Genomic DNA, 23,115 nt, shown 5'->3' on the forward strand with positions numbered 1-23,115 from the left:
GCGCGAACGCGCGACACGGCCTTGCCGTCCGCCAGCACCGAGTGGAAACCCGGACGTGCGGACAGCCCCGGCGCTCGGGCCGGTACAGTCAGATCAGGAGAGGATCGGGGGTCGGTATAACGCGGCCGCAGGCGGACCGCTCTGGAAGGAATACAGGTTCGCCGCCTGGGTCATCGGGCTCAGGGCATTGATACCGGTGATGGGCGGCATACCCTGGCAATGGCTGCAGGCCGAGCAAGAGGCCAGACAGGTGGCGTCCATACAATCCACGTGCACGATCACCCCGCTGGCGTCAGAGGAATCCGAAGTCTCGCGGGTGTGGTCATCGCCATGCCGGGTATCGGCATGATCGTCATGCGCATGGTGATCGTGGTCGTCGCCGTGCGCGTGATCATGTGAGTGGTCATGGGCCGTGTGATCCGCAGGCTTGTCGCCCTGCGACTGGGCCCCGTGCATCGCATGCCCGGCGTGACCGCCTTCCTCGCTCGCAACCGCCGCAAGCGCCGGCAGGCCGGCAATCGCCAGCACCAGCATCCAGCACAGCAGTCGGTGGAAGACCCGTTTCACGTCGGTCAAACCTCGTTTGGGGGCCCCTCGGCCCGGCAATCGGCGGTCAACATACCACAACCCTCACCCTTGGGGCCACCCCTGTAGGAGGCCAGCCCTCTGGCCGACAGGGACCCGACCAGCGCCCCATCGGCGAGAGGCTCGCCTCCTACAGATCCGGGGCTGACCCCCTGTTGAAGGCCAGCCCCTGGCCGATTGCGACCTGACCAACGCCCATCGGCCAGAGGGCTGGCCTCCTACGCGAGCGCGCGCTCGATCACGTCGCGCAGGTCGCGCGACACTTCGAGCGCGGCGAGGCGCTCGAGTTCCGCACGCATCTGCTCGCCGCGAACCTTGTCCACCTTTTGCCAGCGCGTCAGCGGCTGGGCCAGGCGCGCGGCGGTCTGCGGGTTCATCGCGTCGAGCTTCTCGACGAAGCCACTCATGCGCCGGTAGCCGGCACCGTCTTCCTGGTGGAAATGGCGTTCGTTCCGCGCCATGAACGGCCCCAGCACCGCGCGCACTCGGTTCGGGTTGGTCCAGCGGAACCCGGGGTGCTCCAGCAGCGCGTCCAGGCGCTCGAAACCGCCGGCGACCTGGCTGCCGGCCTGCAACCCGAAGTACTTGTCCAGCACCAGCGGATCGTCGCGGTAACGCTGCTCGAAGTCCGTCAGCAGCACCTCGCGGGCCTCGTGATCCAGCTCGTTCACCGCATTCAGCGCGCCCATGCGCATGGTCATGCTGCGCGCCTTCTGGTATTGCGCCAGGGCCTCGGGCACCGCGGCCTGGTCGCCGGCGGCCACGCGCAGCGCCAGCAGGCGGTTGCGCAGCTGGCGCAGGCCCATCGCCTCGGCGGTGAAGGCGCCGTTGTCCACGTCGTCCAGCTTCGGCTGGATCTGCTGCATCGCGCCGGCCAGCGGGGCGTAAAGGCGCTTCTCCAGGTCATCGCGCTCCATGCGCAGGCGCACCGGATCGACGCGCTCGAACAGCTCGGCCAGCTCGCGCGTGGGCGGCAGTTGCAGGATGGTCGCCAGCAGCACCGGCTCGATCGCCGGGTCCTCGATCAGGGCGTGCAGGGCGTGCTCGGTGGCGGCCTCCAGCGCGGAGTCGGCGGCGTCGTGTTCGATACGCGCGCGGATCGCGCGGCGGAACAGGGTCTGAGCGGCCTCCCAGCGGGCGAAGGCATCGTCGTCATGCGCCAGCAGGTGGGCCAGCTCGTCCACGCCCTGGTTGGCGTTCAGGATCACCGGGGCGGAGAAGCCACGCAGCCAGGAGATCGCGGTCGGCTCGGCGGACAGGCCCTCGAAACAGAAGGTGTGCTCGGCGGCATCCAGCTCCAGTACCCATTCGTCGCGCTCGGCGTCGTCGCCATCCAGGCGCGCGCGGATGCGCTGGCCGTCGGCATCGAGGAAAGCAACCCGCATCGGGATCACCACCGGCTCCTTGTGCGCCTGCCCCGGGGTCGCCGGCGTCTCCTGTGCGAGCGTCATGCGGGCCGGGCCGCCGGGGCCGTCAAACGCGGTGCTTGCGGTCACGTGCGGGGTGCCCGCCTGGGTGTACCAGCGCTTGAAGCGGGAGAGATCGCGCCCGCTGGCCTCGGCCATCACCGCGACAAAGTCGTCGGTGGTCACCGCCTGGCCGTCGAAACGCTCGAAGTAGAGATCCAGCCCGCGACGGAAGGTCTCGCGCCCGATCAGGGTGCGCAGCATGCGGATCAGCTCCGCGCCCTTCTCGTACACCGTCAGGGTGTAGAAGTTGTTGATCTCGGCGTAGTGGTCCGGTCGCACCGGGTGTGCCAGCGGACCCGCGTCCTCCGGGAACTGGAAGGCGCGCAGCATGGCGACATCGTCGATGCGCTTCACGCCGAACAGGGTGCAGTCGGTGGTGAATTCCTGGTCGCGGAAGACCGTGAGCCCCTCCTTGAGCGACAGCTGGAACCAGTCGCGACAGGTCACGCGGTTGCCCGACCAGTTGTGGAAGTACTCGTGGGCGATCACCGACTCGATGGCGACGAAGTCGTCATCCGTGGCGGTGTCGGGGCTGGCCAGCACGTACTTGGCATTGAACAGGTTGAGCCCCTTGTTCTCCATCGCCCCCATGTTGAAGTCGTCCACCGCGACGATCATGTACACGTCCAGATCGTATTCGCGGCCGAAGGCCTCCTCGTCATAGCGCATCGCGCGCTTCAGCGAGGCCAGCGCGTGGTCACAGCGATCGGCGTTGTGCGCCTCGACATACAGCTCCAGCGCGACCTCGCGCCCGGACATGGTGGTGAAGGTGTCGCGCTGGCAGGCCAGATCCCCGGCGACCAGCGCAAACAGGTACGACGGCTTGGGGAACGGATCCTCCCACACCGCATAGTGGCGCCCGCCATCCAGCTCGCCGGCCTCCACGCGGTTGCCGTTGGCCAGCAGGACCGGGTACTGCGCCCGGTCCGCCTCCAGGCGCACACGGTAGGGGGTCAGCACATCCGGGCGGTCGGGGAAGAAGGTGATGCGGCGAAAGCCCTCCGGCTCGCACTGCGTGCACAGATTGCCGCTGGAGGCGTACAGGCCTTCCAGCGCGGTGTTCTGCTCCGGGTGACAGCGGCTGACGATCTCCAGCCGCGCACGCTCCGGCAGGCCGTGCAGCAGCAGGCCCTCGGCATCCTGCTCCACCCGACCTTCCGCGGGCTCGGCACCATCCACCGTGAGTGACACCAACTCGACGCCATCGCCGTACAGTCGCAGCGGCGCATCCGGCTCCACCGCCTGCGGATTGCGCCGCACCGCCGTGCGCGTGGTCACCTCGGTGGTCGCCGCGGCCAGGTCAAAGTCCAGCTCCAGGCTCTCCACCACAAACGCCGGCGGCTGGTAATCGCTCAGATAAACCGCCTGGGGACTCGCATCACGCATTCCAAACTCCAGATCAAAGGCACTGCAAAAAGGTTTAACACGCCACCACAGCCTCGACGTCAAACCCGGACCATGGCCCTGTCATTGCCAACGCGGCTCCGGCCCCACGCCGCGATCACGTACCGGAAACTGGCACCAGAACACCAATCCGTTAGCATACCGCGCATGGAATGGATCGATATCTGCTTCAACCTCACCCACGAATCCTTCAACAAGGAACGCTCCGAGGTCCTCGAGCGCGCCCGCGAGGCCGGCGTCTCCTGGATGCTGATCACCGGCGCCGACGCCCACCAGAGCGAAAAGTGCCTGGAGATCGCCGACCAGTACCCGGAATGCTGCCGCGCCACCCTGGGCGTGCATCCACACCTGGCCAAACAGTGGACCGACGCGATCGCCGCCCGGTTCAGTGACCTCGCTGGCGCGGACGAAAACGTCGTCGCCATGGGCGAGATGGGCCTGGACTACAACCGCGACCACTCGCCGCGCCCGCAGCAGCGCATCGCCTTCGAGGCCCAGCTGGAGTTGTCCGCCGACCTCGGCCTGCCGGTGTTCCTGCACGAACGCGACGCCCACCACGACTTCGCCCAGATCCTGCGCCGCTGGCGCGACAACCTACCGGCCGCCGTGGTGCACTGCTTCACTGGCGAAGCCGACGCCCTGGCCGAATACCTCGACCTCGACTGCCACATCGGCCTCACCGGCTGGGTCTGCGACGAACGTCGCGGCACCCACCTGCACCCGCTGGTCCCGCGCATCCCGCGCGGCCGCCTGATGATCGAGACCGACGCCCCCTACCTCCTGCCGCGCAGCCTGCCCAAGGGCACCGGCAAGAAGATCGGCAACGGCCGCCGCAACGAACCCGCCTTCCTCCCCCACATCGGTGAATACGTGGCCAAACTGCGCGACGAAACCCCGGAAGACCTCGCCGCCCACACGACCGCCACCGCCCGCGCCTTCTACGGCCTTCCCGAAACCGCGGATGCCTGACGGACAGCACCGGACACACTGGGCGCGCCGGTCGGACCTGGCAGGGGCAAACCGCCGAAGAGACGCGGACGGCCGAACCTGGACAATCCACCATTCGACCGTGTGTGAATCACGCTTCCGGCACGATTGAAGCCACCCGCGGGCGCGTTGCCTCGGGGGACAAGGGCGCGCAGGATGTTGAGTCTGTTGGCGATTAGAGTGAGGGCTGTGCGTATGAAGACTTCGGTGATTCTGACGTTGATCGGGCCGGACCGGCCGGGGCTGGTGAGCGCGGTAGCGGCGCGGGCACGGGCGGCGGGCGGCAACTGGCTGGAGAGCCGGATGACGCAGCTGGCCGGGCAGTTTGCCGGGGTGGTGCTGCTGGAAGTGGAAGCCGAGGCGGTGGACGGGCTGGAAGCGGCGCTGCGCGATCTGGAGGGCGACGGGCTGCAGGTGCATATCCAGCGCGGCAGCGAGCTGCCGCCGACTGCGCGGCGCGCCGTGGAGCTCGACCTGATCGGGCATGACCGGCCGGGGATCGTGCAGGACATTACCGCTGTACTCTCGCGCCACGGTGTCAGCGTCGAGACGCTGGAGACCGCCTGCGAGCCGGGCTCGATGACCGGCGAGCCGATGTTCCGCGCGAAGGCCCGCCTGGGCGTGCCGGAAGGCCTGGGCCTGGACACGCTTCAGGATGACCTGGAGGCCCTGGCCAACGAGCTGATGGTCGACCTCGAACTTCACGACCCGCTGGAGGAACCACCCGAGGCCGTGGCCTGACCCAAGCTGTAGCCCGCGGTTAGTCCTGGCGTGCCGCCCGGATGACCGCCTCGGGATCGTTTTCCACCACCTTGAGCAGTACGCGGGCCGGACCGCGCGGCGCGCGCAGCCCCTGCTCCCAGTGCCGCAGCGTGCCGATGGAAATACCGAAGGCGGCACAGAAACGCTGCTGACTCATGCCGGTCTTTTCGCGGATGGCCTTGACGTCCAGGGTCTCGGGACGATGTTCGACAATACCCGAAGGGTCGCCACGAGCGTGGTCGATTGCATCCGCCAGCCCTTCCGCGATATCAGTGAATGCCTTGCCCATTACGCTGCCTCCAATAAGCGACCAGATCCCGCACTAGGCGGGCAATTGCTCGGCGCTCCTCGCCTGACAGGTCGGCTTTCTCGTTCTTGCCCCAGGGAAACACTGATCAATGTACACGCTCGCGCTCGAGTCGCTTTTGCGTGGGAACAAGGCGCGGTGACTGCCGTGCAGTCATTCTGCACAAGGGAGCCGCAACGCCGTTCCCGTGCAAAAGCGGCCGAGCCCTTGGGGTTGGTACCCCAGGTTCCCCGATCCTGCGTTGCGCCGCTTGCGGGTAGAACCACTACCCGCTGCACAACGCGCCTTGTCTCAGAAAACCTGGGGTACCAACGCGAGCGTGTACATTGATCAGTGTTTCCCTTGGCCGCCAGCAGATACAGCGGCATGGACTCGTTGTGGAAGTAGTAGATCACGCGAATGCCACCGCTCTTGCCACGACCCAGAGCACGCCAGCGCAGCTTTCTTACCCCACCCGTGCCCTGGATGAGGTCACCCGCGCTCGGGTGCTCCGCCAGATAGGCAATCAGATCGGCACGCTCATCGTCCTTGAGCACTTCGATGATCTTCTTCCTGAACGGAGCGGTTTCCGCCACCGTGATCATTCGCTCACGATATACGCCATTGGCGTATATCGCAACGTCCGTTTCAGGACGCGGCGCGGTGGCGGCGGGCGGCGTCGAGGCGGCGGACGAAGTCCTGCATCAGGGTAGTGTAGAGGGCTTCGCCGAGGACCTTGTCCTCAATGCCGGCGTCGAGGTTGGGGTTGTCGTTCACCTCGATGACCATCACGCCGCGCGGGGTCTGCTTGAGATCGACGCCGTAGAGGCCATTGCCGATCAGGTTGGCGGCCTTGACGGCCGTCTTGACCACCGCGGCGGGCACGTCCGCCAGGGCCTGGGTGCGGAAGCCGCCCTCGCGCGGGCCGCCCTTGGCGTCGTGATTGACGATCTGCCAGTGCTTGCGCGACATCAGGTATTGCGAGGCGTACAGCGGCTGGCGGTTGAGCACGCCGATACGCCAGTCAAACTCGGTGTAGACGAACTCCTGGGCGAGGATCAGATCGCTCTCTTTCAGCAGGCGCCGGGCGATGGATTCCAGCTCGGCGCGGTCGTTCGCCTTGAACACGCCGCGCGAGAAGCTGCCGTCCGGGATCTTGAGCACCACGGGATAGCCGATCTGCTCCTCCGCACGCAGGATGGTCTCGCGGTTGAGGATCACCGTCCTGGGCGTCGGCACGCGATGGGCGGCGAGGCGCTCGGCCAGGTAGACCTTGTTGGTGCAGCGCAGGATGGAGTCGGCGTCGTCAATCACCACCATGCCTTCGGCCTCGGCCTTGCGCGCGAAACGATAGGTGTAGTGGTCGATCGCCGTGGTCTCGCGGATGAACAGGGCGTCGAACTCCGCCAGCCGGGGCAGATCACGTGCCTGGATCAGCTCGACATCCATCCCCTGCTCCTGCCCGGCGCGGGCGAAACGCTTGAGCGTGGCCGGCGTGGACGGGGCCATCGCCTCGTCCGGGTTGTGCAGGATGGCCAACTCGTAGCGCGCGCTGCGTGCCCCGCGGCGGCGCCGCCAGGGTTTGGAGAGGTAGCGCTCCAGCGCGGCGAAGAAGGCCGGCTCCTGCTCGGGCTCGAGCGCGTTCAGCGCGAACGGGCGCAGGGCGTGAATCTGCCAGCGCCCCTGCCGCCGGAACTCCACCCGGAACATGGGCGCGGGGAACAGGGCGAAGAGCTGCGCGGCGATCTCCTGCAGCGCCGGCTCGTCGCACTGGCCGAACAGCACGGTCAGCTCCAGCCGCTCGGGCTGCGCGGCCTGGCGGCTGCGGCCCAGCACGCGCGCCACGCGCTCGTCCAGCTCCCCGGTATCCAGGCTGTAGATGGACTTGCGCGACAGGTCCTGCAGGGTGCGCACGCTGGGGATCACCCGATGCCCGCGCGCCTCCGCCAGCAGCGAGCCGTAGTAGCCGGCCGACAGGTAGCGCTGGCTGCGGCACAGGTTGATCACCCGCAGGGTGGCCGGGTCGTCGGCGGCCGGGCCGCGCAGGTAGTCGTCGATGGCCATCACCAGCAGGTCGGGGAAGTGCGGCTTCCAGTCCGCCCGGCGCTCGACCAGGATGCGGTGCTCAGGCATGCGCACCCTCCGGCGCCCGACGCGGGCCGATGATCACCGCCGCCTGCAGCCCCGCACGGCCGTAGCGCGCCATGCGCTCGAAGTCCGCACGCGCGATCGGCATGTTCACCGAATCCAGCGCGCGCTCACCCTGCTCGGCGTCCACGAACGGGTCGTGCACGTAGACAAAGCGCTCGTCGAAGCCGGTGACCGTGACCCAGTGCGGGAAGCGCTCGGCATAGAGCCGCACGCTGCTGATCAGCACCACCGGCACCCCGCCTTCGGCAGAGCGTGCCGCCAGCATGGCCACGCTCACCGGGCCGTGCACCACCGGCACCCCGAGCTGTTTCAACTCCTCGACCATGTCCTCCTGCACCAGCTGCATCACCTCCTTCTTCTCCGCGCTGCGCACGGAATCCGCGAACGCCACGCCGCGATCGCGCACCAGCAGTTCCACCTCGAACCCGCGATGGGCAGCCGCCAGGGCAAGCCCGTACGGCCCGCAGCCGCCGTGGCCCGAGGTCATGAAAATCGTGGTGGCGTCGCGCCACAGGCGCAGCTCCAGGCGCCGATCCAGCTTGAGATCCGCATCGACAGCGCGCATCGCCATCATCAGCGCGGCCGGGCCGCAGGTGAACTCCAGCGTCTGCGCGTAATACGGCGCACGCACCAGTGCCGGATCGGGACCGGGCGCCAGCGACTTTTGCAGCCGCAGCGCATCCATGTGGTCCTCGTAGTAGTCGTCGATCGTGCCGAAGTCGCGATACCCGAGCCCGCGGAACAGCGCCAGACTGGCCGCGTTGTCGCGCCGCACCTCCAGGCGCAGGTCGGTCCGCCCGTGCGCCCGCGCCGCGTCTTCCGCCGCCTCCACCAGGCGCCGCCCCAGGCCCTGGCCGCGCGCCCGCGCGCTGACCGCGATGGAGTACAGCCGCGCCAGCGATGTGCCCCGGCTGAACAACAGCATCACGTAGCCGAGCAGGCCCTCACCACCGGCCCCCTCCGCCACCAGCGAGGCCGCATGTCCCCGCGTGAGGAGATAGCGAAACTGCCGCCGCGAGATACGATCGACCTCGAACGCCGCATCCTCCAGCGCCACCAGCGCTTCCAGATCCTCCAGCGTAGCCGGACGGATCACGGGCGATTCTGCGGCGGGCGCGACCCGTTGCTTGACCTGCTGGCTCACGCTCCTCTCCCGGCGGCTGCCCGATCTCCATCGTACTCCACGGCCACGCACGGAGTGACGGCAAGCACCGAGAAAAAGGCTACTCGGATCCAGTCGTTCTCGCTGCCTGGAGCTGCGCGATGACCGAACGAATGCGCTGACGAACTTTGCGATAGTCGATCTCCCCCCAGGCCTGCAACAGCGCGATGAAGTCGGGATCATGGGAGGCCTCGACGAGATCCAGCAAGCGCCAGATCATCGACCGGTTGCGATCGCGCAGCATCTCCACCTCGAACGGCGGGCCACGCCGGGCGTTCTCGGCCAGCTGATCGAACAGCTCCCGCGCGCGAACCTCCCGCTCGATGGCCCAGCCTCGGTCCGTGAACACCAGCAAAGGCAAGCGACCGTCGTACTCGATCGCCAGCCAGCCACCCACGATGGCCCGATCGATCCGCGCGAGGGTCTCGTCTTCGGAAAGGGAGCGGTAGAAACCATGCGCAGGGTTGTCATCCAGGCCGAGTTCCAGGACCTTCTTCGCCCGTGATCCCTTCAACACCTTGGCCAGCAGGTTCCGCCCACCGGACATGATCAGGTCGTCCGCCGCGCGGAGGATGGCGCGCAACTCCTCGTCCGAGAGGTCGTCCGAGCAAGGACGCAGTTGCAAGGAGACGCGATGACGGGAACGGCTCATGTCGCCTCAACCTCCAGAAACACCCCGTTTCCCCATTGACCTCAACCTGGGACTTTCCAGGTCACGGCCTGATCATAAAATGCACTCTTGCGGACCTCTCGGGTTCGCTCGAATGCCAGCAGGGAATCGGGCTCGTCCGGATCGTCGCGTTCTTCGATCAGGCCGAACGGGTGAGCAAACCGCATAAAGCTCCGAAGGGGCCAGACATTACGCAGCACCTCCTGCGCGCTGAAGGGGCCGTCGTATTCGTCCGCCTCGTCCAGCGCCACCGGGAAGGCCCGCTCGAAGGCATCGATATAGAACGATACGGGGCGCCACTCATCGCCAAAACGTGCAAGCAGATACAGAGAAAACAGCGCCCCCTGCTGGACAGTCGACAGGGGCGGATACCCATCCTGGTAAGCCCAGTTGAACTCGCGGGTATGCCAGCGCAGCAGTTCGCGAAAGATTGACGCCCAATCCCCGCGCTCGATTTTCTGTTGCGTCGAGCGGGTCAGTTGCAGCCGCCCGCGGTATTTCCGCCCAAGCCCGCTCATCTGCACCAGCAACCGGGTCACATGCAGTTCCGGGAAATCATCCTCCTTGCGCCGCGACCCGGGGCGCCACTCCGGTTCCAGCCCCGCGGCTTCCACCGCGGCCCACGCATCTGCCACGACTCGAAGCGGAAGATTGCCTTTTGGAGTCAACGGGATGCCGCCCTCGGCACGAATGGTATCCGCCAGCACGCGGAACAACACACTCATCACGGTGGTCGGACATTCCGCTACACCCTCGGCAAAACTCACCAGCTCCGGGTGCTCGAACGGTGAATAAAGGAGTGCCCCCATCTGCTCGGGCGACAAGCCCGCGAAGTCGTCCAGCGGCCGGGCATTCGCCTCGGCGACGGCGGCGGCCACCATCGCATCCCTTTCGGCTCGGTCACCAGGGAAGTCCTGCGCCAGGGACTGCTCGATCGCCGCGACGATCGCGTTCATTTCATCCTCGCGCGGTGGGTTCGTACCGGATTTCTTCATGAATGGATACCTCGCGACGGCGGAGGCTGCCCGGCCGTATATGGATCAATCCTGAAGACAAGGCTAAACCGGATCGCCACTTCCAATCATCCATGCATCGAGACTAACGTAGCACCCCGGCCAGCCCATCGAGGCTGCCGATGGTGGCCGTGGGATCCCCGCCCCAAGGGTCGAACAGACCCTGCCTCGACCGGTCGAGCCATGCCGTGCGCATGCCCATTGCCTGCGCGCCGATCACGTCGAACGGGTTGCCCGAGATCAGCCAGGCATCCGGCGGCGACACATTCGCCCGCTGCAGGAAATGCCGGTACCCGCGCGGGTCCGGCTTGAAGCAGCCGATCTCGTCCACACTGACGAGATCCTCGAAGCGATCCTCCAACCCGGCGTTCCGCAGCAGCCCGCTGACCGTCTCGGCCGTCCCGTTGGAGAACGCAAACAGCCGGTGCCCATCCGCGCGCAGCGCATCCAGGGCCGGTCCCGCATCGGCAAACGCCGGGAGCTCTTGATACCGCCGCAACAACTCCGCCTCCTGCTCCGGTTCGAGCGCGATACCCAGGGCCTCGCAGCAATACTCCAACGCCTGCTCGGTGCAGGTATCAAAATCCGCATACGCCCCCATCAGCCCGCGCCGGAAGGTGTACTCCAGCTGCTTCTCGCGCCAGGCCCGTGCCAGCACCAGCGCCTGCGCGCCGATCCAGCCTTCAAGCGTCGCCGCAACCCCCTGTGTATCAATCAGCGTCCCGTACACATCGAACGCCAGCGTCTGTCGCATGTATCCCCCTTCGCTCCGGTCGCGAGCATGGCGCATCCCGTCCACCACATGGCAGTTCTGGACATCGCTGCCTGGCGGCGAAACACTGCGCGTGTCGAGTTCAACTGTCGGGAAATATCCATGACCATGCAGGAGACCATTACCCGGAAGCTGGAGGAGCGCTTTGCGCCCGAGCATCTGGAGGTGGTGAACGAGAGCCACATGCACAACGTGCCACCGGGTTCGGAGTCGCATTTCAAGGTGACGGTGGTGTCCGAGGCCTTTCGTGATCAGAAACTGATCGCGCGGCACCGGCTGGTGAACCAGACCCTGGCTGACGAGCTGGCCGGCGGCATCCACGCCCTCGCGCTGCACACGCTGGACCCGGACCAGTGGTTCGAGCGCGCCGGCAAGGTCGCCGACTCCCCACCCTGCATGGGTGGCGACGGCGGCAAGGCCTGATCCCTTGCCACTAACAGAGATCCCCGCGCCCGAATCGGCCGTCGACCACATCCTGCGCGCGCGGCTGGAAGCGCCGGGGCTGATGGACCTGCTCGGCCAGATCGAGGCCAGCCTGAACCCGGCGGCCAGCCACCCGCCACTGCCGGGCATATCCGAGCACCTGGGGGCGGACCGCCACATCGTGCTTTGGCTGATCGACGGCTTTGCCACGCGCTATCGCCGTCACACGCCGCTGCTGGGCGCGGACTACGTGACGGACCTCGAGACCGTGTTCCCCAGCACCACGGCCACCGCGATCAGCAGCATCCTGACGGGCCGCGCGCCCGCGCAGCACGGCCTGCTCGGCTGGCACACCCGCCTGTCCGCCGCCGAGCGCACGCTGACCGTGCTGATGGGCCAGGAGCGCGACCGTGAAGACCGCATCAACACGCTCGGCTACCGCGAGCTGACCGGCCGCGTGCAGCCGGACCGCCTGAGCGATCGGATCGACTGCGGCATGACCTGCATCGGCCCGGAGTGGATCGGCGGCACGCCGTACAACCGCATGATGAACGGGGCCGCGGATTTCATCGGCTTCGAGGACCTGTCCGAGCTGCCAGCGCGGGTGGCCGCGCATGTGAACGCGACGCCAGGGCCGCATTTCACCTACGTCTACTGGCCAGAGCTGGACCACCTGGGCCACGAATACGGCCCGGAGAGCCCGGAGGTAGAGCGCCACCTGAAGCAGCTGGACCTGGCCTACACCGCGACCTGCGCGCAGATCCAGCGCCTGGAGAGCGTGTTCCTGACCACCGCCGACCACGGCATGCGTACCATGGAGCGCCGGCTGGACCTTCGCGAGCACCCGGCGGTCCAGGCCTGTCTGCGCCACCGCCTGACCGGCGAGCCGCGAGCCGCCCTCGCCCACGTACGCGAGGGGCATAACGCGGACTTCCTGGTCGCCCTGCACACCGCATTCGGCGATGACATCGTCGTGGTACCCGCCGCCGACTGGCTGGAACCCGGCGGGCAGGGCCGGACCCTGGGCCACGGCCCGGAGCACCCCGAGCTGCGGGCCCGCGCCGGCGACTACCTCCTGCTGCCCGCGGAGGACGCCTACCTGGTCGACCCGCCGGCCGACGACGAGGGCCCATTCTTCCGCGGTGCCCACGGCGGCCTGTCGCCGGAGGAGCGGCATATTCCCCTGTTTCTTCGGAATATCGGCCAGACGCGGTAAACTGCGGGGTTTGCCCGCGGTCGAATGATCGCGGCTTGCCGTAAACCGATTTCGAGATCCCATGAACGACACCGCCGACCAGACCTACAACAACGCTGCTCAGCACCTGATCGAGCTGGCGAACCGGCTCGCCGACGACGGCCAGGCCGCCGGGACCGGCGACGTCGCCGACGGCCTGCTGGCCGGTGCCGTGCACTTCTGGCTGTACAGCCGCCAGCCCTGCGGCGACCCTTTATGCGAGGACTGCGCGCCGTTCGCGGATGCCGAGAGCCGCCTGGCCATGCTGCACGAGCTGATCGACGAGCTGGCGCGCGACAGCGACTACTTCCACGCCACCACCGACACCACCGTCGGCCACGCCTGACCCGCACGACCGGGCACTCTCGCCGATGCCGGTCTCGCCCTTTCGTCCCGCGACCGACACCTGGTTTGGCGAGGCCTTCGGGCAGGCGACCACCATCCAGTCCCGGGGCTGGCCCGCGATCCGGGCCGGCCGCCACTGCCTGCTGATCGCGCCCACCGGCAGCGGCAAGACGCTCGCCGCGTTCCTGAGTGCAATCGACCGCCTGACCGGCGAGCCGGCCCCGGAACCCCGCACCGGCTACTCGGTGCTCTACATCTCGCCGCTGAAGGCGCTGGCCACCGACATCGAGCGCAACCTGCGCGCCCCGCTGACCGGCATCACCCACACCGCCGCGCGCCTGGGTGAGCCGGCCCGCGAACCCGTGGTGCACATCCGCACCGGCGACACCCCGCAGGCCGAGCGCCGTGCCCAGGCGCGCGAACCCGGCGACATCCTGGTGACCACGCCGGAGTCGCTCTACCTGCTGCTGGGCTCGAAGGCCGCGGAGAACCTCGAGTCCGTCCACACGGTCATCATCGACGAGGTGCACGCCCTGGCCGGGAACAAGCGCGGCGCGCACCTGGCCCTGTCGCTGGAGCGCCTGGCCGAACGCTGCGACCAGGACCCGCAGCGCATCGGGCTGTCGGCCACCGTGCACCCGGTGGAGGTCGCGCGCGGCTTCCTCGGGGGCGACCGCGAGGTGGACGTGATCGACGCCGCGGAGCCCCCGCGCCTGGATCTGGAGATCCTCGCCCCCGAGGAACCGCCCGCCGAGCACGCACCCGCCACCACCGAGACACCGGAACCGGCAAGCCCCATCCCGTCCGGCTCCATTCTGGGCGCGGTCTACGGCCAGGGCACAGGGAAGCTCCCGGCGGCCGGTGGCGACCGCGCCGCACGCCTGGAGCCGCGGCTGATGGCCGCGATCCTGGAGCACCGCTCCACCATCGTGTTCGTCAACAGTCGCGGACTGTGCGAGCGCCTGGTCCAGCGCATCAACGAGGCCTGGCGCGAACAGCAGCCGGAGGATGCCGAACCGGTGGAGGACCTGGTCGCCGCCCACCACGGCAGCGTGTCCCACGAGCGCCGCGCCGAGATCGAGGGCCGACTGAAGACCGGGCGCCTGCGCGGCATCGTCGCGACCAGCTCGCTGGAGCTGGGCATCGACATGGGCGCGGTGGACCTGGTGATCATGGTCGAGTCCCCCGGCGCCGTCGCCCGCGGGCTGCAGCGCGCCGGCCGTGCCGGGCATGGCGTGGGTCAGGTCTCGCGCTCGCTGCTGCTGCCGCGCTTTCGCGGCGACCTGCTCGAATGCGCGGTGATCGGCGAGCGCATGCAGGCCGGCGCACTGGAGCCAATCCATGCCCCGCACAACCCGCTGGACGTGCTCGCCCAGCAGCTCGTCGCGATGGTCTGCGAACGCCCGCGCACGGTGGACGAGCTGCACGCGCTGATCCGCCGCGCCGCGCCCTGGCGCGAGCTGTCGCGCGCGCTGCTCGAGGCCACGCTGGACATGCTCTCCGGCCATTACCCCAGCACCGACTTCGCCGACCTGCGCCCCTGGCTCGCCTGGGACCGCGCCCGCGACGCGCTGACCCCGCGCCGGGGGGCGGCGCTGGCCGCGCGCCTGAACGCCGGCACCATCCCCGACCGCGGCCTGTACGGCGTGCATGTCGGCGAGGGCGGCCCGCGCATCGGCGAGCTGGACGAGGAGATGGTGTTCGAGCTGAAGACCGGCGAGAACGTGACCCTCGGCGCCAGCACCTGGCATGTGGAGGCGATCACCCGCGACCGCGTGCTGGTCTCCCCCGCCCCCGGCGAGGTCGGCAAGCTGCCGTTCTGGCATGGCGACGGCCCCGGCCGCCCGATCCAGCTCGGCCAGGCCATCGGCGCCGCCACCGAGCGGCTGGCGCACATGGACCGCGCCGAACGCACGGCCTGGCTCAGGGAACACGCGCCACTGTCGGAGGCGGCGGTCGAGACCCTCTGCGACTACATCGACGAGCAGCGCGAGGCCACCGGGCAGCTACCCTCGGACCGGCGCATCGTGGTCGAGCGCTTCCGCGACGAGGTCGGCGACTGGCGCGTCTGCATCCTGACGCCGTTCGGCGCGCGCGTGCACGCCCCCTGGGCGCTGGCCCTGCAGGGCGCGCTGACCAGCACCTCCGGCTTCGAGGTGCAGGTGATGTACACCGACGACGGCATCGTCCTGCGCCTGGCCGACAGCGAAGACCTGCCTGAACTCGACAGCCTGTTCCCGGACCCGGAGGAGCTGGAGGAGGCCGTCACCCGCGAGCTGGGCCACTCCACCCTGTTCGCCAGCGCCTTCCGCGAGAACGCGGCACGGGCCCTGCTGCTGGTGCGCAACCGCCCGGGCCAGCGCACGCCGCTGTGGGCGCAGCGGCTGAAGTCGCAGCAGCTGCTGGCCTCGGTGCGCGAGTACGCGAGTTTTCCGGTGGTGCTGGAGACCTACCGCCAGGTGCTGGCCGACGTGTTCGACCTGGACGCCCTGCGCGAGATCCTGCGCGGCGTGCAGGAACGGCGCATCCGCGTGCACGAGGTGGAGACGCCGCAGGCCTCGCCGTTCGCGCGCAGCCTGGTGTTCGCCTATGTCGCGGCCTACATCTACGAGCAGGACGCGCCGATGGCCGAGCGCAAGGCCCAGGCGCTGACGCTGGACCGCGGCATGCTGGCCGAACTGCTGGGCCAGGCCGAGCTGCGCGAGCTGATCGACCCCGAGGCCCTGGCCGAGCTGGAGGCCGAGCTGGCGCACGCCACCGAGGCGACCCGGGTGCCGGACGCCGACGCCCTGCACGACCTGCTGCGCCGGCGCGGGGACCTGACGCCAGACGAGGTCGCAGCCGCCTGCGCCGAGGCGCCGGGGCCGTGGCTGGAACAGCTCGCGCGCTCCCTGCGCGCGGTGGAGGTGCGCATCGCCGGCGAGCCGCGCTGGATCGCGGCCGAGGACGCGGCGCTGTACCGTGATGCCCTCGGCGTGGTGCCCCCGCCCGGCCTGCCCGCCGCCTTCCTGGAACCGCCGCAGCACCCGCTGGAACAGCTGCTCCGCCGCTACGCCCGTACCCACGGTCCGTTCCGCAGCGAGGACCTGGGCGCACGCTATGGCCTCGCGCCGGGCGCACTGCTGCCGGCGCTCGAGAGCCTGGAGCGCGCCGGCGTGCTGCTGCGTGGCGAGATCCGCCCGCAGGGCACGGGCGAGGACTGGTGCGAACTGGACATCCTGCGCCGGCTGAAGCGCCGCACCCTGGCCCGCCTGCGCGACGAGGCGGCGGCGGTGGATGCCCGCGCACTGGGCCGCCTTCTGCCCGCCTGGCAGGGCCTGACCGAGCCCGGCCGCGGCGCCAGCGCCCTGCGCGACACGTTGACCCAACTGGAGGGCATCGCCCTGCCCTGGTCCGCCTGGATCGCCCACGTGCTGCCGATGCGGGTGCGCGACTTCTCGCTGGATGCGCTGGACCGCATCACCGCCTCCGGGGAGTTCGTCTGGGTGGGTGCCGGCGCGCTGGGCCAGCGCGACGGGCGCATCCGCTTCCTGCGCCGCGAACAGGCGATGGTGCTGCTGGAGCCGGAGGCCGATGCCGCGGATACCCCGGCCAGCGACGACCCGCTGGCACAGGCGATCCTGGAGACCCTGGACCGGCGCGGCGCCTGCTTCTACATGGAGCTGGAGCGCGCGGCCCGCAGCGCACAGCCGGACGCCCGCCAGGACGCGATCGAGGCCGCGATCTGGGATCGGGTCTGGGCCGGGCAGATCACCAACGACACCTTCGCTCCGCTGCGCAGCCTGGGCCAGCGCAAGACCTCCGCCCGAGGTCGCCGACGCCCGGGCCAGGGCCTGGCCGGCGGGCGCTGGTCACGGGTCGCGGATCTGATCGACCCCGACGTGTCGCTGACCGAGCGCGCCCGCGAACAGGCCGAGAACCTGCTGGCGCGCTACGGCGTGGTCAGCCGCGAGATGGCCCGCGCCGAGGGCCTGCCCGGCGGCTTCGGGCGCGTGTATCCCGTCTACCGCGCGATGGAGGACGCCGGCAAGCTGCGGCGCGGCCACTTCGTCGAGGGCCTGACCGGCGCGCAGTTCGCCCGCGCCGGCGCGGTGGATCGCCTGCGCGCGCTGGAACGCGCGGCCGACGACACCCCCGAACCGCAGTGGCTGGCCAGCGTCGACCCGGCCAACCCCTGGGGCCAGCTCCTGCCCTGGCCGCAGCCCCCGGAAGCGGCCGAGGGCCGCCTGCGCCGTGTCGCCGGGGCGCTGGTCGCGCTGGCCGGCGGCCAGCCGCTGCTCTATCTCGCCGCCTCGGGCCGCCAGCTGTTCGTCTGGGAGGCGATCCCCGGCATCGACACCGCGGAGGAACACGCCGCGCTGGTAACCGAGGCCATCCGCCAGCTCGCCGGGAGCCGCTGGCTGCCGAAGCGCCGCAGCATCACCATCGAGACCGTCAATGGCGAACCCGCCCGCCAATCGCCGTTTGCCGCCGCCCTGCGCGCCGGCGGCGCCATGGGAGAGGTCCGCGGCCTGCGCCTGGAATCACCGGCGGGGCGGCATTATTGATGCGATTCGCTGCGCTCATCGGCATCCTGCGGTGGCATGGTTGCAGGGTGCGCTGAGCCAAGCGAAACGCTCCGCTAGCCCGGGTTCTCGGGGCTCGATGCGGTTCCCCGGACGCATCGGCATCCAGCGGCCACGTGCTGCACGCGCCCGGACAAAAAACGCCTGTCTGGCTGGACACTCGCACCCCCGGTACGGCAGAATCCCGCTCATTCGATGCACCTTCCATTTTTGGTGCAATCGCGTCCATTCACGACAGGATCGCCGCCGATTCCGCCCACCATGCCTTCTATCCTGCTGCTCAACGGCCCCAACCTGAACCTGCTGGGACAGCGGGAGCCGGAGCGGTACGGGCACCATACGCTGGCGGACATCGAGGCCGACCTGACGGCGCACGCCCAGGCCGCCGGGGAGACCCTGGCCTGCTTTCAGAGCAACCATGAAGGCGAGCTGATCGACCGCATCCATGCGGCACGCAGCGAGGGCGTACGCCGCATCCTGATCAATCCGGGCGGCCTGACGCACACCAGCGTAAGCCTGCGCGACGCCCTGCTCGGCGTCGACATCCCGTTTTACGAGATTCACATCAGCAACATCCACGCGCGCGAGGCGTTTCGCCATACCTCGCGCCTGGCCGATGTCGCCGCCGGCACCCTGAGCGGGTTCGGCGTAATCGGCTACCGGATGGCGCTGGACGCGGCAATCGCGGCCCTCAAGGAGTCATAGACACCCCATGGATATTCGCAAGGTCAAGAAACTGATCGATCTGCTCGACGAGAGCGGCATCCACGAGATCGAGATCCACGAAGGCGAGGAGTCGGTGCGCATCACCCGCTCGCCGAGTGGCTCGGCCGTGGCCGCCGCCCCGGCAGCGATGCCCGCCCCGGCACCGGCCGCCGCCCCGGCGGGCGAGGCCGCGGCACCGGCGGCGCCGGAAGTGGATGGCCATCCGGTCACCGCACCGATGGTCGGCACCTTCTACCGCGCCCCGAGCCCCGGCGCGAAGCCCTTTGTCGAGGTCGGCCAGACGGTCGAGGTCGGCGAGACGCTGTGCATCATCGAGGCAATGAAGATGCTCAACCCCATCGAGGCGGACCAGGCCGGCACCATCCGCGACATCCTGGTCGAGAACGGCAACCCGGTGGAATACGGCCAGCCCCTGTTCATCATTGGCTGACGCCCCCGACTTCGCTGCCTACAGGTCCGAGCATGTTTGAAAAGATTCTGATCGCCAACCGCGGCGAGATCGCCCTGCGGGTCCTGCGTACCTGCCGCGAGATGGGCATCGCGACGGTCGCGGTGCACTCCAGCGCCGACCGCGACCTGAAGCACGTGCGCCTGGCCGACGAGTCGGTCTGCATTGGGCCGGCCGCCTCCGGCGAGAGTTATCTGAATATCCCCGCACTGATCGCCGCGGCCGAGGTCACCGATGCCGGCGCGATCCACCCCGGCTACGGCTTCCTGTCCGAGAACGCGGACTTCGCCGAACGCGTGGAGTCCTCGGGCTTTGCTTTCATCGGCCCGCGCGCCGAGACGATTCGCCTGATGGGCGACAAGGTCTCGGCCAAGCAGGCAATGCTGGATGCCGGCGTACCCTGCGTGCCCGGCTCCGGCGGCGCGCTGACCGACGACGCCGATGCCAACATGGCGCTGGCCCGCGAGATTGGCTACCCGGTCATCATCAAGGCCGCCGCGGGCGGTGGCGGCCGCGGCATGCGCGTGGTGCACACCGAGGGCGCGCTACTGCATTCGATCTCGCTAACCCGCAACGAGGCCCAGCAGGGGTTCGGCAACGACACCCTTTACATGGAGAAGTACCTCGAACACCCACGCCACGTGGAATTCCAGATCCTCTCCGACAGCCACGGCAACGCCATCTGCCTGGGCGAGCGCGACTGTTCGATGCAGCGCCGCCACCAGAAAGTGATCGAGGAGGCCCCGGCACCGGGTATCACCGACGAGCAGCGTCAGGCCATGAGCGAGCGGCTGGTCCGGGCCTGCCAGGAGATCGGCTACCGCGGTGCCGGGACCTTCGAATTCCTCTACGAAAACGGGGAGTTCTACTTCATCGAGATGAACACCCGGCTGCAGGTCGAGCACACGGTGACCGAGCAGGTCACCGGCATCGACCTGGTGCGCGAGCAGATTCTCATCGCGGCGGGCGAACCGCTGTCCCTGACCCAGGATCAGGTGGAGATCCGCGGGCATGCGATCGAGTGCCGCATCAATGCCGAGAACCCGGCCACGTTCATCCCCAGCCCGGGCACCATCCAGCAGTATCACGCCCCGGGCGGGCTCGGCATCCGCATGGATACCCACATCTACAATGGCTATGCGGTGCCCCCGTACTACGACTCGATGATCGGCAAGCTGATCGCCCACGGGTTTGACCGCAAGATCGCAATCGCCCGTATGCGCGGCGCGCTCGGCGAGATCGTGATCGACGGGATCGAGACCAACATCGCCCTGCACAGCGAGTTGATGAACGACGCGAACTTCCAGAACGGTGGGACCGACATCCACTACCTGGAAAAGAAGCTGAAGTCGCTGACCGGATGAGTCTCGCCGAACTGCAGTGCCAGATCGCCCCGGAGCAGGCCGAGCCCCTGGAGGATGCCCTGTTCGAACTCGGTGCCGTCAGCGTGGAGCTGCACGACGGCGCCGACGAGCCGCTGTTCGAGCCCCCGATTGGCACCCATCCGCTGTGGTCCAGCGTGTGCCTGAAGGCCGTGTTCGCCGACGCCACCCAGGCCGAGCTGGCCGCCGCGTCGCTGGAGCGCCACCAACCGGCGCCGGAGTCCATCTCCGTGGTCGCGATCGAGGATCAGGACTGGGTGCGCGCGGGGCTCGACGGCCTGGGCGCCATCCATTGCGGGGGGCCGCTGTGGATCGTGCCCTCCTGGGAAAGCCCGCCCGACGTCGAGGATGGCGTGTTCGTGCATCTCGACCCGGGCCTGGCCTTTGGCACCGGCAATCACCCGACCACCGCGATGTGCCTGAAATCGCTGGCGGCGAACCCGCCACGCGATCAGGAGGTGCTCGACTACGGCTGCGGCTCGGGCATCCTCGCGATCGCTGCGTTGAAGCTGGGGGCACGGCATGCGGTGGGCACCGACATCGACCGCCAGGCCGTGCAGGCCACCTACAGCAATGCGGCGGCAAACGACATCTCCGAGGACCAGATCGAGGCTGGACTGACCGATCACCCGGTACCCGATGCCGGCTTTGACCTCGTGATCGCCAACATCCTGGCCAAGCCTCTGATCGATCTCGCCCCGGAACTGGCCTGCGCGGCCCGCCCGGGGGCGCGCCTGCTGCTGGCCGGCCTGCTGGAGCGCCAGGCCGACGAGGTCATGGCGGCCTACGCGGACGCCTTCGACATCGGGATCGAGGACACCCGCGAGGGCTGGGCCCTGCTCAGCGGGCGCCGGCGCTAGCGCATGAGCGCGCGCCCGGTCCGCGAGCATGTGCAAGGGTCCGTATTTCCCTGGTACGGCTGACCGGAGCCCCGCACGATGCTCGCCCGCTGTCCCCATTGTGGCGTTGCCCACACCCTGACCCGCGGCGAAGAGCTACGACTGGACCGGGCACATTGTGATGCCTGCGGTGCGGACTTTGCGCTGTTCGTGGCACTCGAGATCGGCGGCGCCGGCGAACGGGCAACCGGCCCCGGCATCTCGGCGGTACGCCACACTGCCTCCCTGGAGATCGAGCGCAGCCCCCGGCGCCAGGCACTGGAACTCGATATCGATACCCGCCCCGGGCAGACCACGGCATTTCCGGGACGACGCCCGGGGCGGACCTTCGCCGCCTTTCTGGCCCTTCTGCTGCTCGCCCTCCTCGCCCTGCAGCTCCTGCTGGCGCCGCCGGTACCCCCGGGGACCTGGAGCGCACTGGACGCCGCTCGCGCGAGCCTCTGCGCCGCGCCCCGGGTCGAGGATCTCTGCCCGCGATGGGAACCTGAGCGCGAACCGGAACGCATCCGCGTCTCCTCCCCCGACCTGCACCTCGCCAACGCGGGAGACCTGTCCATGCGCTTTGAGCTGGAAAGCCCGCTGCAACAGGCATGGCCGGTAATAGACGTTTGGCTGTCGGACCGACTGGGGACACCCCGCGGCCACTGGCGACTCCATCCGGCGGACGGCCATGCCAACCTTCAGGCACCGATGGCGGCAGGTCACCGCTATGCGATCGAGATCGAATTACCCGATACCGGGCCGCACATCACCGGGGCTCACATCACGCTGCACTGACCCCGCCCCACTCAACGCTGCTAGACTCTCGGGTTTTACCCTGCTGGTTCGAAATCCCGCATGCAGCTCGGCCCCCACCATCTCCCCGACCCGCCCGTGTTCCTGGCCCCGATGGCCGGGGTCAGTGACCGGCCGTTGCGCCTGATCGCGCGGCGCCTGGGGGCCAGCGCGGCCGTCTCGGAGATGGTCACCTCGGACACGCGCCTGTGGGGCAGCGACAAGAGCCGGCACCGGCTGGACCACCGCCAGGAACCCCGCCCGCGCATCGTGCAACTGCTGGGAAACGAACCCGAACCGCTGGCCGAGGCCGCGCGCGAAAACGTACGCCGCGGGGCGGACGTGATCGACCTGAACCTCGGCTGCCCCGCCAAGAAGGTCTGCAGCAAGGCCGCAGGCTCGGCCCTGCTGGGGGAGCCGGAGCGGGTACGCGAGCTGCTGACCGCACTGGTGGAAAGCGTCGAGGTCCCGGTCACGCTGAAGATGCGCCTGGGGCTGGATCGCGAGCGGGTCAACGCCGAGACCATCGCGGGCATCGCGCAGGATTGCGGGATCGCAATGCTGACGGTGCACGGGCGCACCCGCGCCGACGCCTACCGTGGCACGGCCGACTACGAGGCCATCGCGCGCGTGGTACGGGCCGTCTCCATCCCGGTGCTGGCCAACGGCGATGTGGTCGACATCGGCAGTGCGCGCCGGGCGCTCGCGATCAGCGGCGCGACCGGACTGATGATCGGGCGCGGGGCACAGGGGCGCCCCTGGCTCCCCGGCCAGATCCGCGCCAGCCTGGCCGGCGAGCCAGTGCCAGCCGACCCTGCATGGGATGCGCGTCTTGCGCTGATCGAGGAGCATTTGCGGGCATTGCATGCGCAATACGGCGAAATGCAGGGCGTACGTATCGCACGCAAGCACCTGGGCTGGTATCTTCAGCACATGGGTCTCGGGGAGGACCCAACCCGTGCGGCACGGGCTTCCCTTCTCGCCGCCACTACCGCTAGTGAACAGCTTGGGCGCTTGCGCGCCATTCTGTCAGGAATCACAAGCGAGGCTGCATGAGG

General features: G+C 68.9%; 20 protein-coding genes. 12 read left to right on the top strand and 8 right to left on the bottom strand.

Translation table 11 applies throughout. The features are described from left to right. Positions 1-93: 93 nt before the first annotated feature. On the bottom strand, positions 94-534 hold the full coding sequence (locus TK90_RS11185) for a hypothetical protein (protein ID WP_049772264.1): 441 nt from the start codon (positions 532-534) through the stop codon (positions 94-96). Between the two features lie 269 nt (positions 535-803). Further along, positions 804-3,440 (bottom strand): aminopeptidase N, encoded by a 2,637-nt coding sequence (gene pepN, locus TK90_RS11190; protein ID WP_012983589.1) that lies wholly within the window; start codon positions 3,438-3,440, stop codon positions 804-806. Between the two features lie 165 nt (positions 3,441-3,605). Here pepN and TK90_RS11195 point away from each other — a divergent pair, with 165 nt between their 5' ends. Both TK90_RS11195 and TK90_RS11200 read left to right on the top strand, forming a co-directional pair. Next, entirely contained in the window at positions 3,606-4,427 is an 822-nt protein-coding gene (locus tag TK90_RS11195; RefSeq protein ID WP_012983590.1) for a TatD family hydrolase, read from the top strand. A gap of 213 nt (positions 4,428-4,640) precedes the next feature. Beyond that, a complete protein-coding gene (locus TK90_RS11200) occupies positions 4,641-5,186 on the top strand; it encodes a glycine cleavage system protein R (protein ID WP_012983591.1) in 546 nt (181 codons plus the stop codon). A 19-nt stretch (positions 5,187-5,205) separates the two neighbouring features. Here TK90_RS11200 and TK90_RS11205 read toward each other — a convergent pair whose 3' ends face one another. The 6 genes from TK90_RS11205 to TK90_RS11230 all read right to left on the bottom strand — a co-directional run bounded on the left by TK90_RS11205 (position 5,206) and on the right by TK90_RS11230 (position 11,243). Continuing rightward, positions 5,206-5,496, bottom strand: a complete 291-nt coding sequence (locus TK90_RS11205) for a DNA-binding transcriptional regulator (RefSeq protein ID WP_012983592.1) — start codon at positions 5,494-5,496, stop codon at positions 5,206-5,208. 645 nt (positions 5,497-6,141) lie between these two features. Then, complete coding sequence (locus TK90_RS11210) at positions 6,142-7,626, bottom strand: RimK family protein (RefSeq protein ID WP_012983594.1); 1,485 nt, start codon at positions 7,624-7,626, stop codon at positions 6,142-6,144. Continuing rightward, positions 7,619-8,788, bottom strand: coding sequence for a GNAT family N-acetyltransferase/peptidase C39 family protein (locus TK90_RS11215; protein WP_012983595.1), 1,170 nt, complete (start codon positions 8,786-8,788; stop codon positions 7,619-7,621). Before TK90_RS11215 ends, TK90_RS11210 begins: the two co-directional genes overlap by 8 nt. 79 nt (positions 8,789-8,867) lie before the next feature. Further along, positions 8,868-9,458 (bottom strand): RQC-minor-1 family DNA-binding protein, encoded by a 591-nt coding sequence (locus TK90_RS11220; protein ID WP_012983596.1) that lies wholly within the window; start codon positions 9,456-9,458, stop codon positions 8,868-8,870. Between the two features lie 41 nt (positions 9,459-9,499). Beyond that, complete coding sequence (locus TK90_RS11225; protein ID WP_012983597.1) at positions 9,500-10,471, bottom strand: hypothetical protein; 972 nt, start codon at positions 10,469-10,471, stop codon at positions 9,500-9,502. Between the two features lie 103 nt (positions 10,472-10,574). Then, the gene (locus TK90_RS11230) at positions 10,575-11,243 is read right to left on the bottom strand and encodes a haloacid dehalogenase type II (protein ID WP_012983598.1); all 669 of its coding nucleotides are present in this window, start codon (positions 11,241-11,243) and stop codon (positions 10,575-10,577) included. A 120-nt stretch (positions 11,244-11,363) separates the two neighbouring features. Here TK90_RS11230 and TK90_RS11235 point away from each other — a divergent pair, with 120 nt between their 5' ends. The 10 genes from TK90_RS11235 (at position 11,364) to dusB (ending at position 23,113) form a co-directional block, all read left to right on the top strand. Next, positions 11,364-11,684: a BolA family transcriptional regulator gene (locus TK90_RS11235; protein ID WP_012983599.1), complete on the top strand. Its 321-nt coding sequence runs from the start codon at positions 11,364-11,366 to the stop codon at positions 11,682-11,684. A 4-nt stretch (positions 11,685-11,688) separates the two neighbouring features. After that, a complete protein-coding gene (locus tag TK90_RS11240) occupies positions 11,689-12,900 on the top strand; it encodes an alkaline phosphatase family protein (protein ID WP_012983600.1) in 1,212 nt (403 codons plus the stop codon). A gap of 61 nt (positions 12,901-12,961) precedes the next feature. Continuing rightward, a complete protein-coding gene (locus TK90_RS11245; RefSeq protein WP_012983601.1) occupies positions 12,962-13,264 on the top strand; it encodes a hypothetical protein in 303 nt (100 codons plus the stop codon). A 25-nt stretch (positions 13,265-13,289) separates the two neighbouring features. After that, entirely contained in the window at positions 13,290-17,810 is a 4,521-nt protein-coding gene (locus tag TK90_RS11250) for a DEAD/DEAH box helicase (RefSeq protein ID WP_012983602.1), read from the top strand. Between the two features lie 279 nt (positions 17,811-18,089). Then, entirely contained in the window at positions 18,090-18,533 is a 444-nt protein-coding gene (aroQ, locus tag TK90_RS11255) for a type II 3-dehydroquinate dehydratase (RefSeq protein ID WP_012983603.1), read from the top strand. 7 nt (positions 18,534-18,540) lie between these two features. Further along, positions 18,541-18,984, top strand: coding sequence for an acetyl-CoA carboxylase biotin carboxyl carrier protein (accB, locus tag TK90_RS11260; RefSeq protein WP_012983604.1), 444 nt, complete (start codon positions 18,541-18,543; stop codon positions 18,982-18,984). 32 nt (positions 18,985-19,016) lie between these two features. Then, complete coding sequence (accC, locus tag TK90_RS11265) at positions 19,017-20,366, top strand: acetyl-CoA carboxylase biotin carboxylase subunit (protein ID WP_012983605.1); 1,350 nt, start codon at positions 19,017-19,019, stop codon at positions 20,364-20,366. Further along, on the top strand, positions 20,363-21,244 hold the full coding sequence (gene prmA, locus TK90_RS11270; RefSeq protein ID WP_012983606.1) for a 50S ribosomal protein L11 methyltransferase: 882 nt from the start codon (positions 20,363-20,365) through the stop codon (positions 21,242-21,244). The genes accC and prmA overlap by 4 nt, the downstream gene beginning before the upstream one ends. Before the next feature lie 78 nt (positions 21,245-21,322). Further along, complete coding sequence (locus tag TK90_RS11275) at positions 21,323-22,060, top strand: DUF3426 domain-containing protein (RefSeq protein WP_012983607.1); 738 nt, start codon at positions 21,323-21,325, stop codon at positions 22,058-22,060. 60 nt (positions 22,061-22,120) lie between these two features. Next, positions 22,121-23,113: a tRNA dihydrouridine synthase DusB gene (dusB, locus tag TK90_RS11280; RefSeq protein ID WP_012983608.1), complete on the top strand. Its 993-nt coding sequence runs from the start codon at positions 22,121-22,123 to the stop codon at positions 23,111-23,113. Positions 23,114-23,115 lie beyond the last annotated feature (2 nt).

This window comes from Thioalkalivibrio sp. K90mix (assembly GCF_000025545.1).
GTDB lineage: Bacteria > Pseudomonadota > Gammaproteobacteria > Ectothiorhodospirales > Ectothiorhodospiraceae > Thioalkalivibrio.

What these genes read in the sequence shown, in the direction of transcription:
- TK90_RS11230 (WP_012983598.1), bottom strand. Translation starts at nt 11,243, where the DNA reads ATGCGACAGACGCTGGCGTTCGATGTGTACGGGACGCTGATTGATACA.
- TK90_RS11185 (WP_049772264.1), bottom strand. Translation starts at nt 534, where the DNA reads ATGCTGGTGCTGGCGATTGCCGGCCTGCCGGCGCTTGCGGCGGTTGCG.
- TK90_RS11200 (WP_012983591.1), top strand. Translation starts at nt 4,641, where the DNA reads ATGAAGACTTCGGTGATTCTGACGTTGATCGGGCCGGACCGGCCGGGG.
- prmA (WP_012983606.1), top strand. Translation starts at nt 20,363, where the DNA reads ATGAGTCTCGCCGAACTGCAGTGCCAGATCGCCCCGGAGCAGGCCGAG.
- aroQ (WP_012983603.1), top strand. Translation starts at nt 18,090, where the DNA reads ATGCCTTCTATCCTGCTGCTCAACGGCCCCAACCTGAACCTGCTGGGA.
- TK90_RS11235 (WP_012983599.1), top strand. Translation starts at nt 11,364, where the DNA reads ATGACCATGCAGGAGACCATTACCCGGAAGCTGGAGGAGCGCTTTGCG.
- TK90_RS11220 (WP_012983596.1), bottom strand. Translation starts at nt 9,458, where the DNA reads ATGAGCCGTTCCCGTCATCGCGTCTCCTTGCAACTGCGTCCTTGCTCG.
- TK90_RS11195 (WP_012983590.1), top strand. Translation starts at nt 3,606, where the DNA reads ATGGAATGGATCGATATCTGCTTCAACCTCACCCACGAATCCTTCAAC.
- pepN (WP_012983589.1), bottom strand. Translation starts at nt 3,440, where the DNA reads ATGCGTGATGCGAGTCCCCAGGCGGTTTATCTGAGCGATTACCAGCCG.
- TK90_RS11205 (WP_012983592.1), bottom strand. Translation starts at nt 5,496, where the DNA reads ATGGGCAAGGCATTCACTGATATCGCGGAAGGGCTGGCGGATGCAATC.
- accB (WP_012983604.1), top strand. Translation starts at nt 18,541, where the DNA reads ATGGATATTCGCAAGGTCAAGAAACTGATCGATCTGCTCGACGAGAGC.
- TK90_RS11275 (WP_012983607.1), top strand. Translation starts at nt 21,323, where the DNA reads ATGCTCGCCCGCTGTCCCCATTGTGGCGTTGCCCACACCCTGACCCGC.
- accC (WP_012983605.1), top strand. Translation starts at nt 19,017, where the DNA reads ATGTTTGAAAAGATTCTGATCGCCAACCGCGGCGAGATCGCCCTGCGG.
- TK90_RS11225 (WP_012983597.1), bottom strand. Translation starts at nt 10,471, where the DNA reads ATGAAGAAATCCGGTACGAACCCACCGCGCGAGGATGAAATGAACGCG.
- TK90_RS11250 (WP_012983602.1), top strand. Translation starts at nt 13,290, where the DNA reads ATGCCGGTCTCGCCCTTTCGTCCCGCGACCGACACCTGGTTTGGCGAG.
- dusB (WP_012983608.1), top strand. Translation starts at nt 22,121, where the DNA reads ATGCAGCTCGGCCCCCACCATCTCCCCGACCCGCCCGTGTTCCTGGCC.
- TK90_RS11210 (WP_012983594.1), bottom strand. Translation starts at nt 7,626, where the DNA reads ATGCCTGAGCACCGCATCCTGGTCGAGCGCCGGGCGGACTGGAAGCCG.
- TK90_RS11245 (WP_012983601.1), top strand. Translation starts at nt 12,962, where the DNA reads ATGAACGACACCGCCGACCAGACCTACAACAACGCTGCTCAGCACCTG.